We start from the raw sequence: 12,662 nt of genomic DNA on the forward strand, positions 1-12,662 counted from the left end.
CCGCACCGCCCTTGACAAGCTGGTCCCGGGAAAATCAAATAGTTCAGGTTCAACAAAAATAGATTGAGAGCGGCCATGCGAAGTCTGTGGTGCGGAATAGCTATGCTTTTTGTGACTCCTCTACACGCCGACCCTGTCGATTTCGACGCGTTCTTCAACGAAGCAGCGAGCTGCCGTCAATCACAAGCTTTCACGACTCTCCATAAAAATATCGGAGATCGCTACGGCAATGACGCAGACTCCAAGAATACGAAAGTAAACCAGTCGGTTAGCGTAAAAATTCCTCCCGAGATAAGAGCCGGAATTGGCAAAGCGCGATCCGTCAACAAGGGAGAATATACGCAGGTCGTGGTGCCGCTGGACGGATTTTGGCGAGGACTCAAGTTGCAAGAGCTGGAGTTCGCAGTGGGAAATGAAAACGGCGTACAGCAATGGCGGATTCGATTCTCGGAACCGCGTTCCGCGGTGCTCCGCGTTTTCGGAACCGAAGTTTCGGCGGCAAACCGCGCTCTAAAGACGGACCCGGATCGCGCTCCCTTTGGTCATTCCGCCAAAATTCCGAAGGGATCCAGCGGCGAAATCGTCTGTGACTTTTCGACCTGATCAATAACAGAGACGAACGAGAGATCGCCTATCTGGGCGTTCCCTTCACCAACTTCGCTATTTGTTCAGCTTCCCCTTCACGACCTTCGTCCCCGCCTTGCCCGCCATCGACCGCGGCGCGGGACGCGACAGCGGCCGCGCTTCGCCGCCGCCGAAATTATGCGGACCCATATCGGCGTCGGTCGGCTTGTGCGCGCGTGTGCCGGAGATCGCAGGCGCCTCCCCTCCCCTTCCGCGCGGACGCATCAGCGGATTGGCCTCGGCGAGAAGCTCGGCGCGTTGCAGGCGGGAAATCTCGTCGCGCAGCCTTGCCGCCTCCTCGAAGGCGAGATCGGCGGCGGCCGCCTTCATGCGCTTCTCGAGATCGGCGAGCGTCGCCTGCATATTGTGGCCCGGCGCCAGCTCGGAGAGGCCAGCGTCCACCGTCACATGATCCTGCTCGGCGAGCGAGCCGAGAATATCGGCGATGTCGCGCTTTATGCTCGCTGGCGTGATGCCATGCTCGGCATTATAGGCCTGCTGCTTGGCGCGGCGGCGGTCGGTCTCGTCCATGGCGCGCTGCATGGAGCCGGTGATGTGATCCGCATAGAGGATCACGCGTCCGTCGACATTGCGCGCGGCGCGGCCGATCGTCTGCACCAGCGAGGTCTCGGAACGCAGAAAACCTTCCTTATCGGCGTCGAGAATAGCGACGAAGCCGCACTCGGGAATGTCCAATCCCTCGCGCAGAAGATTAATGCCGACCAGCACGTCGAAGGCGCCGAGCCTGAGATCGCGAATGATCTCGATACGCTCGATCGTGTCTATGTCCGAATGCATGTAGCGCACGCGCACGCCATTCTCATGCAGATATTCGGTCAAGTCCTCCGCCATGCGCTTGGTCAGCACGGTGACGAGCGAGCGATAGCCCGCGTCACTCACCGCCTTCACCTCGCCGAGAAGATCATCGACCTGCGAGCGCGCCGGACGTATCTCCACCGGCGGATCGATAAGGCCGGTCGGACGAATGACCTGCTCGACGAAGACGCCGCCCGTGCGCTCCATCTCCCAATTGCCCGGCGTCGCCGAGACGGCGACCGATTGCGGGCGCATCGCATCCCATTCCTCGAAGCGCAGCGGACGATTGTCCATGCAGGACGGCAGGCGAAAGCCATATTCGGCGAGCGTCGCCTTGCGGCGAAAGTCGCCCTTATACATGGCGCCGATCTGCGGAATGCTCACATGGCTCTCGTCGGCGAAGACGATGGAATTGTCCGGCAGATATTCGAACAGAGTCGGCGGCGGCTCACCGGGCCTACGCCCGGTGAGATAGCGCGAATAATTCTCGATGCCGGCGCAAGAGCCGGTCGCCTCCATCATCTCGAGATCATAGCGCGTACGCTGCTCCAATCGCTGCGCCTCGACGAGACGTCCGGCGTTGTTCAGCTCGCCGAGCCGCCCGCGCAATTCGTCCTTGATCGCTTTGATCGATTGCAGCAGCGTCGGACGCGGCGTCACATAATGCGAATTGGCGTAGACCTTCACGAATTCCAGGTCCTGCGTCTTCTTGCCGGTGAGCGGATCGAACTCGCAGATCGACTCGACCTCATCGCCGAAGAAGGAGACGCGCCAGCCGCGGTCTTCATAATGGGCCGGGAAAATATCGACCGTATCGCCGCGCACGCGAAATGTGCCGCGCGTGAAATCGGAGCCGATACGGCGATATTGCAGAGCGACGAGATCGGTGACCAGCTGACGCTGCTCCAGCTTCTCGCCCATGCTGACGCCGAATGTCATCGCCGTATAGGTCTCGACCGAGCCTATGCCGTAGATGCAGGAGACAGAGGCGACGATGATGACGTCGTCGCGCTCGAGCAGCGCGCGCGTGGCGGCGTGGCGCATGCGGTCGATCTGCTCATTCACCGAGGATTCTTTCTCGATGTATGTGTCGGTGCGCGGCACATAGGCCTCGGGCTGATAATAATCGTAATAGGACACGAAATATTCGACGGCGTTGTTGGGGAAGAAGCTTTTGAACTCGCCATAGAGCTGGGCCGCGAGCGTCTTATTGGGCGCCAGCACCAGCGCCGGCCGCTGCGTGCGCGCGATCACCTGCGCCATTGTGAATGTCTTGCCGGAGCCGGTGACGCCGAGCAGCACCTGATCGCGTTCATTCGCCTCTATGCCGGCGACCAGCTCCTCGATCGCCTGCGGCTGGTCGCCGCGCGGCTGATAATCGGAAACGAGATCGAATTTGACGCCGCCTTCGCTCTTTTGCGGCCGCTCCGGCCGATGCGGCGTCCAGGGCTTTTTCTCGCGCAGATTGGGATCGCCGAGCTTCAGCAGCTGCTCGAGGCTCTCCATCGTCGCCGAGACGCCGCCCGCGCCACCGAGATCGAGCCGTTCGGCCAGCTCCCCATCGACCGAGCCGACGTCATAGGCCGCCTGAGGCGCCTCCTCGAAGCCGGCCTGCCGCTCGGCGAGGCCGGGATTGAGCAGCGCCTGCAAATGCGGCGCGATCGGCGACACCTCGGGCTTGGCGGCCTTGGCGCGCGTCGGGCGAGCAGGGTTTTTCGGCTTTTTCGGAGCAGAGGCCATGGCCGCGAATATGGCCCCGGAATCACGAGGATGGAAGCGCGAAGAAACGCCCCGCGCCACCGCCGGCGCTACAGGCCGCCCAAAAGCTTGGCGAGCAGCCGGTCGAGAGTCTTCTGCTCGTCTTCCGTCAGCGCGGACAAGATCGTAGCTTCGGCCTTCACATGGCGGGGCAAGACCTCGTCGATCAGCGACCTCCCCTGCTCGGTCAGCCCCACCAACGCGGCGCGCCGATCCGTCGGATGCTTGACGCGCGCCACATGGCCGGCTTTTTCCAGCCGATCGATACGCGCCGTCATGCCGCCAGAGGAGATCATCGTCGCCTCATAGAGCGCCGTGGGCGTCAGCGCATAGGGCGGGCCGGCGCGGCGGAGCGTCGCCATTACGTCGAAATCCCCGTTCTGCAAGCCGAAAGCGGCGAAGACGGGAGCGAGCCGGTCGCGAGAGATCCGCGACGCCAGCTCGAGCAGCCGACCCAGCGCCTCCATCGGAAAAGTGTCCAAATCGGGCCTTTCGCGGCTCCATTGCCGAGCGGCCAGCGCAGCGCGGTCCTGGTTCATTTTGTGAGTCCGCCCATATATCTTGACATAAAGATACTTATCATCGAGATATTATCCGCCGAATGAATTTGCCGCAAGCGCGCCTCGCCTCCCTTGAAATTGCGAGTGAACACATGACCGTCCCAGCCGATATCGCCGCCGCCGCCGCTTCCGAAACCCGCGCCCGAAACGAGGGGCATGGCTTCACCCTGATCGCGATCCTGTGCCTCGCGCTCAATCTCCGGCCGATCATGGCCGGACTCGGGCCGATTCTCGACATTATCGAAAATTCCGCGGGGCTGTCTTCGGCGCAAGCCGGACTGCTCACGACCTTGCCGGTGTTTCTCATGGGCGTCGGCGCATTTGCAGGACGGCGTCTGACGCGGCTTCTCGGCGCGAAGACCGGCGTCGCGATCGGAATCGCGATCATTTCCCTCGCCTGCGCGAGCCGATCGGAATGGGCCGACGCCGCCGGAATGCTGATGACGGCGGCGGCGGCTGGCCTCGGCGTCGCCATCGTGCAAGCGCTTCTGCCCGGTTTCGTCAAAGGGCGCTTCGGAGCCGGCGCCGGCCGCGTCATGGCGCTCTACACGACCAGCATAATGGCCGGCGCGGCTTTGTCCGCCGCCACCGCCGCCGGGCTGGAGCGCGACTTCGGCCTGCCCGCCGCGCTGGCCGTCTGGGCGATCCCGGCTTTCGTCGCCGCGCTCGTCTGGCTGCTGCTCCCATTCCCCAGGAGAGGCGCCGGCGGCGGCGTGAGCCGAGCGACCGAGCCCCTGTGGCGTCACGGCCGCGCCTGGACGCTGATGCTGTTTTTCGGCGTCGGCACCGGCGCCTTCACGCTGGTCCTCGCCTGGCTGCCGCCCTATTACACGAGCCTCGGCCAGAGCCGCGCCTATAGCGGCTATCTGCTCGCCGGCGTTACCCTCGCGGAAGTGGCCGCGAGCCTCGCTGTCTCCGCTTTCATTGCGCGCTTTCCCGATCGCCGCGGGCCGCTTTTCGTCGTGCTGACGAGCATAACGGCAGGCTTGATCGGCGTGGCCGTGGCGCCTCTGTCGCTCGCATGGCCGGCGGCGATTCTGCTAGGACTCGGCCTCGGCGCATTGTTTCCACTGTCCTTGATCGTCACGCTCGATCATGTCGACGATCCGTCCCGCGCCGGCGAGCTCGCAGCCTTCGTGCAGGGAGGCGGATATATCATCGCCAGCCTGACGCCTTTCGCCGCCGGCGCGATCCGAGACCGTTTCGCCGATCTCACCGGGGCTTGGGAAGCAATGGCGGTCGGCGTTTTTCTGACGATCGCCATCGCTATGCGCTTTTCTCCGCAAAGCCGCCTGAGCGATGATCGCGGCGCGACGCCCCGCTAGAGTGTTTTCGAGCGATGTGGGAACCGGTTCGCGTGAAGAAAATACGACCGAACAAGGAGATCCAGAGTCATTCCGGTTCAATCTGAACCGGAATGACTCTAGCGCTCACGCGGGCAATTCCACCGTCTCGCGTCGCTCGGCCTCGCCGCGCGGCGAGCCTTCCTCATCCGCCTGACGCTGGCGGCGCCACATGGCGGCATAGGCGCCGTTCTTCTCCAACAATTGCAGATGCGCGCCGCGCTCCACGATGCGGCCGTGATCGAGGAACAGAATTTCATCCGCGTCCACCACGGTGGAGAGACGATGCGCGATCACGAGCGTCGTGCGGCCGCGCGAGACGCGCGCCAACGCCTCTTGAATCTCATGCTCCGTGAAGCTGTCGAGCGCGGACGTCGCCTCGTCGAGAATGAGCAGCGGCGGGCCTTTCAAAATCGTGCGCGCTATGGCGACGCGCTGCTTCTCGCCGCCCGAGAGCTTCAGCCCGCGCTCGCCGACCTGGGCGTCATAGCCATCGGGAAGCGAGCGGATGAAGCTGTCGATCTGCGCGAGACGCGCCGCTTCGCGCACCTCCTCCATGCTCGCGTCCCAACGGCCATAGCGTATGTTGTAGGCGATGCTGTCGTTGAACAGCACCGTATCCTGCGGCACCATGCCGATCGCCTCGCGCAGCGAGCGCTGCGTCACCGCGGAAATATCCTGCCCGTCGATGGTGATGCGGCCCGCTTGCGGCTCATAGAAGCGGAACATGAGCCGCGAGATCGTCGATTTTCCGGCGCCCGAGGGGCCGACGATGGCGATGGTCGCGCCGGGCTCCGCGGTGAAGCTCACGCCCTGCAATATTGGCCGCTTGCTGTCATAGGCGAAGACCACATCGTCGAAGACGATGCGCCCTTCCCGCACATCGAGGTCCGCGGCGCCGGGACGGTCGGCGATCTCCGGCTGCTGCGACAGAATGGCGAACATTTTCTCGATATCGACGATCGCCTGGCGCGTCTCGCGATAGAGCGTGCCCATGAAATTGAGCGGCTGATAGAGCTGGATCATCATGGCGTTCACCAGCACGAAATCGCCGACGCTGTTGCGCCCGCTGCGCACGCCCTGCACGCACAGGACCATCATGACCGCTAGGCCGATCGTGTAGATCACCGCCTGCCCGGCGTTCAGCAGCGCGAGCGATATGTAGGAGCGTATGCTGGCGTTCTCATAGATCGCCATGGATTTGTCATAGCGCTCCGCCTCGCGCCGCTCGGCGACGAAATATTTCACCGTCTCATAGTTCAGCAGGCTGTCGATCGCCTTCACATTGGCGTCGACGTCGCTATCGTTCATCGAGCGGCGAATGGCGATGCGCCAATTGGTGGCGATGAGCGTGTAGCCGAGAAAGGCGGCGATCGTCGCCATGGCGACCAGCGCATAATCCCAATCGAATTGCACGCTGAGCACGCCGACGACGAGCGCGAACTCGACGATGGTCGGGACCGCCGTCGACATGACGAGCCGGGTGAGCGTCTCTATGCCGTCGCGGCCGCGCTCCAGCACGCGCGTCAAGCCGCCGGTCTTGCGGCCGATGTGAAAACGCAGCGACAATTGATGCATATGCACGAAGACATGATTGGCGAGCCGCCGCACCGCATGCATGGCGACGGCCGCGAAAAGCGCGTCGCGCGCCTGCGTCAGCAGCGCATAGAGCGCGCGCAGCACGCCATAGAGAATGGTGAAGCCGACGGCGCCGCCGAGAATGCTCGGAACGGCGGCGTCCGCAGCGAGGCCATCCGCCGCCCATTTGAAGGCGAAAGGAACGGCCATATTCACCAATTTTCCGACGAGCAGCAGAGCGAGCGCGATCAGCACGCGTCGCTCGAGGTCGCGGCGGCCTTTCGGCCATATATAGGGCCACAGGTTGCGAATGGTCGCGACGATGGAATCGCGCCGAAGCGGCTGTTCCTGCGCCTCGACCGTCCCATGTAATGAAACTTGCGCCGAAACCTGTTCTTCTTCGCTATCGACCTGTCGCATCACCCTCTTCCGATCCTTCGCACGGAGGCGCCGCTATGACATCTGGCTTTCATATAAGGGGTTTGAAGAGCGAACGCACGAGCGCCACGCTCACGCCGGCGACATCCACCGGCCTTGACGCGGCCACACCGGCGGGCCATCAAGCAAAAATGAACGACATTCGAAAAATCGAACGTGTCTGCGTCTATTGCGGCTCCTCCACCGGCGATGATCCCGTCTACGCCCATGCCGCGGAAACGCTGGGCGCGGCGCTGGCGCACGAAGGCATGGAGCTCGTCTTCGGCGGCGGCTCCTGCGGCCTGATGGGCGCCGTCGCGAGAGCCACGCTGGCGCAGGGCGGCAAGGTCACTGGAATTATTCCGAGCTTTCTCGACGAGCGCGAAATCGCGCTCTCCTCCGTCACCGAGCTGGAAGTCGTGCCGGACATGCATACGCGCAAGCGTCTGATGTTCGAGAAGTCCGACGCTTTCGTGGCGCTGCCGGGCGGCATAGGCACGCTCGAGGAGCTGACCGAGCAATTGACCTGGATTCAGCTCGGCCGCCACAGCAAGCCGCTCGTCATCGCCGACATAGGCGGCTTCTGGAAGCCGCTGCTCTCGCTCTTCGCGCATATGCATAACGCCGGCTTCATCCGCCCTGGCTATGAGGTGCGCTATATGGTCGCCGAGCGCATAGAGGATGTGATCCCCATGCTGCGCGCGACGCGCGTCGCCAAGAGCGAAGGCGAAGAAACGGCGATAGAAAAGCATTTTTGATCGTAGCGCGCTCCCTTCTTCCACAAAGTGGGAGAAGGAAGAGCTGCTAGACCGCGCCAGACCTCACCAGCTTATAGACGATCGCGTCGACCAGCGCCTCGAAAGAAGCGTCGACGACATTGGGCGAGACGCCGACGGTGGACCATATCTCCCCTTTGGCGTCCGCGCATTCGACCAGCACGCGCGTCACCGCATCGGTTCCGCCCTGGAACACGCGCACGCGATAATCGACGAGCTTCACATCCTCGATGAAGGATTGATATTTGCCGAGATCCTTGCGCAGCGCGACATCGAGCGCATTGATCGGGCCATTGCCCTCGGCGGCGGAGATCGTCGAGCGCCCGTCGATGCGCAGCTTGACGATCGCCTCCGCGCCCGCCTCTTCCGCGCCGAGATTGGCGCCGAAGCGGCGATCCACGGCGACGCTGTAACGCTCAATGTCGAAATAATGCGGAACATCGCCGAGCACGCGCTTGGCGAGCAGATAGAAAGAGGCGTCGGCGCCTTCATAGGCGTAGCCTTGCGCCTCCTTCTCCTTCACCTCGTCGAGCAGGCGCGTCAGGCGCGGATCGTCTTTCGACAAAGCGATTCCCAATCGCCCCAGCTCGGCGACGATATTGGACTTGCCCGCTTGATCCGACACCAGCACGCGGCGCTGATTGCCGACGCTCTCCGGCGGCACATGCTCGTAAGTGCGCGGATCGGTGAGCACGGCGGAAGCGTGAATGCCGGCCTTGGTGGCGAAGGCGCTGGCGCCGACGTAAGGCGCGTGACGATTGGGCGCGCGATTGAGCAATTCGTCGAGCGCATGGCTGGTGCGCGTCAAATGCGTCAGGCTCTCGCGCGTCACGCCGATCTCGAAGCGATCCGAAAACTCGCTCTTCAGCAGAAGATTGCCGATGATCGTCGTCAGATTGGCGTTGCCGCAGCGTTCGCCGAGCCCGTTGAGCGCGCCTTGGATCTGCCGCGCGCCGCCGCGCACTGCGGCGAGCGAGACTGCGACCGCCTGCCCCGTATCATCATGCGCGTGAATGCCGAGCTTGGCGCCCGGAATGACGCGCGCGACTTCGGCCACGATGCGCTCTGCCTCATTGGGCTGCGAGCCGCCATTGGTGTCGCAGAGCACGATCCAGCGCGCGCCGGCCTCATGCGCGGCATTGGCGCAGGCCAGCGCATAATCGCGATTGTCCTTATAGCCGTCGAAGAAATGCTCGCAATCGACGAGAACTTCCTTGCCGCGCGCGACGGCGGCGGCGACGGATTGGCGAATGCCGTCGAGATTATCCTCGAGCGTGGAGCGCAGCGCGACGCGCACCTGATAATCCCAGGCCTTGGCGACAAAGGTCACGCAATCGCAATCGGCGTCCAGCAGGGCGGCGACGCCGGGATCATTGGAGGCGGAGCGGCCCTGTCGGCGCGTCATGCCGAAGGCGGCGAAATGCGCTCTCAAGGGCGGGCGCTTCGCGAAGAATTCCGTATCGAGCGGATTGGCGCCGGGATAGCCGCCCTCGATGTAATCGAGGCCGAGCTCGTCGAGCATTGCGGCGATCTGGCGCTTGTCGGCGAGCGAGAAATCGACGCCGGTCGTCTGCGCGCCATCGCGCAGCGTGGTGTCGAAGAGCGTCAGCCTCTCCCGTGTCATTGCGTTGCAGCCTTGCTCTCGAGTGTCTTCTTCATCGTGGTGTTGCCGAGCCATTCGCCGCGCAGCTCGCGCATGTTGCGTTGATGGGCGACATAGCCGCGCGCGGCGAAGAAATCGCGCGCTGCGTCGGAAGCGTCGACGCTGATCTCGCGCGTTCCACGCGCGGCCGCGAGCTTTTCCATCGCGTCGGCGAGCGCCGAGGCGACGCCGCGCCGAGCCGCGCGCGGATGCACATAGAGCATGTCGAAGAGCTTATTGTCGCGCAGCGCGGCGAAGCCAGCGATCTCGCCGTCGAGCGAGGCGACGAGTGTGAGCGCGCCGGCGAGCTTCTTGGCGAAAGCCTCTTCGTCATCGGCCGCGGCGGCCCAGGCGGAGAGCTGATCCTCGCCATAATCTTCGGCCGCCAGCGTCTCGACGCTCGCGCGAAACAATTGCGCGAGGCGCGGCGCATCGGTCGGCAAAAAGGGACGAAGCCCGGGAGCGGAAGCGGCGCGCGCCATGGCTAGATCAGCTCGAAGGCCGCGAGCACATGCCATGCGGCGATGGCTGCGAGCGCGAGAATGATGAGCTTGAACACGAGATAAGACGCCCAATGCCCCGGAAAGGGCAGAAATCTGCGCCAGTCGTTCTTAAGCATGGGCGTGGTCTCCTCTCACGAAAGACGGAATCTTCGTGCGCGTCTCCTTCTCCCACTCGGGGGAGAAGGTGGCCCTCGCGTCAGCGAGGGTCGGATGAGGGTCCGCGAACATAGCCAACGATTCCAGCCGCCGCAGCGAGCCCTCATCCGACCCGGCCAAAAGCCCGTCGCTTGCGACGGGCGTCCTCTCGGACGCCCTATGGCCGGGCCACCTTCTCCCCCAAAGCGGGAGAAGGAGTCGCGCGTCTTGATTATTGGATAATGCTCGAGCGCAGTGAAGCTTCATCGCTTCACCTCCCATGTCGTCGTGCCGTCCTTATTGTCCTTCAGCGCGACGCCCATCGCCGCGAGCTCGTCGCGAATGCGGTCGGACTCGGCCCAGTTTTTTGCCGCGCGGGCGGCGAGGCGACTCGAGATCAATGAGGAAACCTGCTCCGCATCGACCGCCTGTTTCGTCTCGCCTTCGACCCATTGCCGATAGGCGCAAATGTCTATGCCGAAGAGCTTCAACGCTCCGTCGAGCGCCGCGGCGTCCAGCTCATGCAGCGATGCGAGCGCGAGTGGCGTATTCAGATCATCGGCGAGCGCATTCAAAACCTCGCCCGCTGCCGCAGGCGCAGCGGAAACCGCGCCGATCTGCGCGCTCCATTTGCGCAGGCTCGCCTCCGCCTCCTCGAGCGCCTTCACGGTAAAATCGATCGGCTGGCGATAATGCGTGCGCAGCATGGCGAGGCGCAGCACCTCGCCGGGCCATTTCCGCCCGCCGAAATTCTCCGTGTGCAGCAGTTCGTTTATCGTCACGAAATTCCCCAGGCTCTTGGACATTTTCTCGCCCTCGACCTGCAGGAATCCATTGTGCATCCAGTAATTCGCCATCGCCTCGTGACCGAAGGCGCAGCGCGTCTGGGCGATCTCGTTCTCGTGATGCGGGAAGACGAGATCGATGCCGCCGCCGTGAATGTCGAACACCTCGCCCAAATGCTTCCACGACATGGCCGAGCATTCGAGATGCCAGCCGGGCCGGCCGCGCCCCCAGGGCGAGTCCCAGCCGGGCTCGCTCTCCTTTGACGGCTTCCACAGCACGAAATCCATGTCGCCGCGCTTATAGGGCGCGACATCGACGCGGGCGCCGGCGATCATCTCGTCGAGCGGACGACGCGACAAGCGGCCATATTCGGCCATGGACGGCACATCGAACAGCACATGACCATCCGCCGCATAGGCGTGGCCGGCGGCGATCATCTTCTCGATGAGCGCGATCATCTCGGCGATATGCTCTGTGGCGCGCGGCTGCACGCTCGGCTCGAGGCAGCCGAGCGCCTTCACATCCTCCTGGAAGATTTTATTGGTGCCCTCAGTCAGTTCGCGGATCGTGATTCCACGCTCGGCGGCGCGCGCGTTGATCTTGTCATCGACGTCGGTGATGTTGCGGACGTAAGTGACATGATCGGCGCCATAGAGATGGCGCAGCAGGCGAAACAGCACGTCGAAAACGATGATCGGCCGCGCATTGCCGATATGGGCGTAGTCATAGACCGTGGGGCCGCAGACATACATGCGCACATTCGCCGGATCGAGAGGACGGAACTCCTCCTTGGCGCGCGACAGCGTATTGTAGAGCTTCAGAACGGGAGCTTCGGACGACATGAATTTCCCTCGGCCTGCCGGCCCGGGGCGTCATTGCGTGTCATGAAGAGAGACGTGACGGCTCCGGCCAGCTTTTGCGCTAGCTGATAATGATCCGACAAAGGATGCAGGAGTGGAGCGTGCTCGTCATAGCGCTAACATGCGCGCTCCGGGGCCGTCCGTCAAGTCGCAGACTCGGCCCTTCGGTCCCTGCCCCAGCCCCTCGCCAGAACGCGCCGCAGCCGCGAGCGCGGGCTTGCCAGATACATCGTTACACGATATGAATTTGATCGTAGAACGACGCAATTGCTGGCGCGCTCCCGCGTCGGCGATCGCGCCCGTTCGCATCCTGACGGCTCATCGCCGGCGGCCGCCCGTTATTCCCTCTCCAGGCGACCGGTCCGCGGAGAAAAGCGGGATGTGGCGCGCGCCGCCTTCGACCGCCCCGCAGGTCGAAGGCGGCGCGCCTGAAACGACCGAAGAAGGCCCGGACGCCCTCGCGATCGTCGCGAGCGACGTTTCGAGAGGCCCGCAATTGGAGGAAACGACAATGAAAATTCGCCTCGTCTTCACCCTCGTCCTCATTGCCGCAGCGGCCGGCGCCGGCCTCGCCCAGGCGACGCCCCATCGGGTCGGCGACCTCGGCTTCTCGCCGCGGCCGATCGAAAAAGTGAGCTGCGACAATCGCGGCGACGACAAGCAGGCGCACTGCATGGAGAGCTGCGACGAGGTCTGGATCAAGGCGTCGCAGGCCTATAATGGCAATATCGACAAAGCCAAGGTCGAGAAGAAGTCCTGCGAGGCCAAATGCGGCTGCTGAGCCGCTGAGCCGTCGTCGCCTCGGGGGAAGGCTTTCCTTGATCCCTTCGCCGGAATAAGTCACAACAGCGCGCGCTGCGGCCC

At 63.5% G+C, this 12,662-nt stretch carries 11 protein-coding genes; 4 read left to right on the plus strand and 7 right to left on the minus strand.

Annotated elements, in window-relative coordinates; genetic code table 11:
• Window positions 1–102 precede the first annotated feature (102 nt).
• Window positions 103–603 carry a hypothetical protein gene (locus EDE12_RS09980; protein ID WP_134188072.1) on the plus strand — a complete coding sequence of 167 codons (501 nt, stop codon included), beginning with the start codon at window positions 103–105 and terminating at the stop codon, window positions 601–603.
• 57 nt (window positions 604–660) lie between these two features.
• Here EDE12_RS09980 and uvrB read toward each other — a convergent pair whose 3' ends face one another.
• The gene (gene uvrB / locus EDE12_RS09985; RefSeq protein WP_026598914.1) at window positions 661–3,180 is read right to left on the minus strand and encodes an excinuclease ABC subunit UvrB; all 2,520 of its coding nucleotides are present in this window, start codon (window positions 3,178–3,180) and stop codon (window positions 661–663) included.
• Between the two features lie 68 nt (window positions 3,181–3,248).
• Window positions 3,249–3,737: a MarR family transcriptional regulator gene (locus EDE12_RS09990; RefSeq protein WP_024880369.1), complete on the minus strand. Its 489-nt coding sequence runs from the start codon at window positions 3,735–3,737 to the stop codon at window positions 3,249–3,251.
• Window positions 3,738–3,850: 113 nt separating this feature from the next.
• Between EDE12_RS09990 and EDE12_RS09995 the strand changes: the two genes are divergently transcribed.
• Complete coding sequence (locus EDE12_RS09995; RefSeq protein ID WP_198029885.1) at window positions 3,851–5,083, plus strand: MFS transporter; 1,233 nt, start codon at window positions 3,851–3,853, stop codon at window positions 5,081–5,083.
• 105 nt (window positions 5,084–5,188) lie between these two features.
• Here the strand turns inward: EDE12_RS09995 and EDE12_RS10000 are convergent, their stop codons facing one another.
• Window positions 5,189–7,099, minus strand: a complete 1,911-nt coding sequence (locus EDE12_RS10000; protein ID WP_026598915.1) for an ABC transporter ATP-binding protein/permease — start codon at window positions 7,097–7,099, stop codon at window positions 5,189–5,191.
• A gap of 149 nt (window positions 7,100–7,248) precedes the next feature.
• Between EDE12_RS10000 and EDE12_RS10005 the strand changes: the two genes are divergently transcribed.
• Complete coding sequence (locus tag EDE12_RS10005; protein ID WP_036291640.1) at window positions 7,249–7,854, plus strand: TIGR00730 family Rossman fold protein; 606 nt, start codon at window positions 7,249–7,251, stop codon at window positions 7,852–7,854.
• A gap of 46 nt (window positions 7,855–7,900) precedes the next feature.
• Here the strand turns inward: EDE12_RS10005 and cimA are convergent, their stop codons facing one another.
• From cimA to cysS, 4 genes are all read right to left on the minus strand, one after another.
• Window positions 7,901–9,496, minus strand: a complete 1,596-nt coding sequence (gene cimA, locus EDE12_RS10010; RefSeq protein WP_026598917.1) for a citramalate synthase — start codon at window positions 9,494–9,496, stop codon at window positions 7,901–7,903.
• Window positions 9,493–9,996, minus strand: a complete 504-nt coding sequence (locus EDE12_RS10015; protein WP_024880374.1) for a GNAT family N-acetyltransferase — start codon at window positions 9,994–9,996, stop codon at window positions 9,493–9,495. The genes cimA and EDE12_RS10015 overlap by 4 nt, the downstream gene beginning before the upstream one ends.
• A 2-nt stretch (window positions 9,997–9,998) precedes the next feature.
• The gene (locus tag EDE12_RS22460; protein ID WP_256380986.1) at window positions 9,999–10,133 is read right to left on the minus strand and encodes a hypothetical protein; all 135 of its coding nucleotides are present in this window, start codon (window positions 10,131–10,133) and stop codon (window positions 9,999–10,001) included.
• A gap of 282 nt (window positions 10,134–10,415) precedes the next feature.
• A complete protein-coding gene (cysS, locus tag EDE12_RS10020; RefSeq protein WP_024880375.1) occupies window positions 10,416–11,780 on the minus strand; it encodes a cysteine--tRNA ligase in 1,365 nt (454 codons plus the stop codon).
• Window positions 11,781–12,309: 529 nt separating this feature from the next.
• Between cysS and EDE12_RS10025 the strand changes: the two genes are divergently transcribed.
• Window positions 12,310–12,579 (plus strand): hypothetical protein, encoded by a 270-nt coding sequence (locus EDE12_RS10025; protein ID WP_024880376.1) that lies wholly within the window; start codon window positions 12,310–12,312, stop codon window positions 12,577–12,579.
• Window positions 12,580–12,662 lie beyond the last annotated feature (83 nt).

Origin of the sequence: Methylosinus sp. sav-2 (assembly GCF_004366495.1) — a bacterium.
Lineage (GTDB): Bacteria > Pseudomonadota > Alphaproteobacteria > Rhizobiales > Beijerinckiaceae > Methylosinus.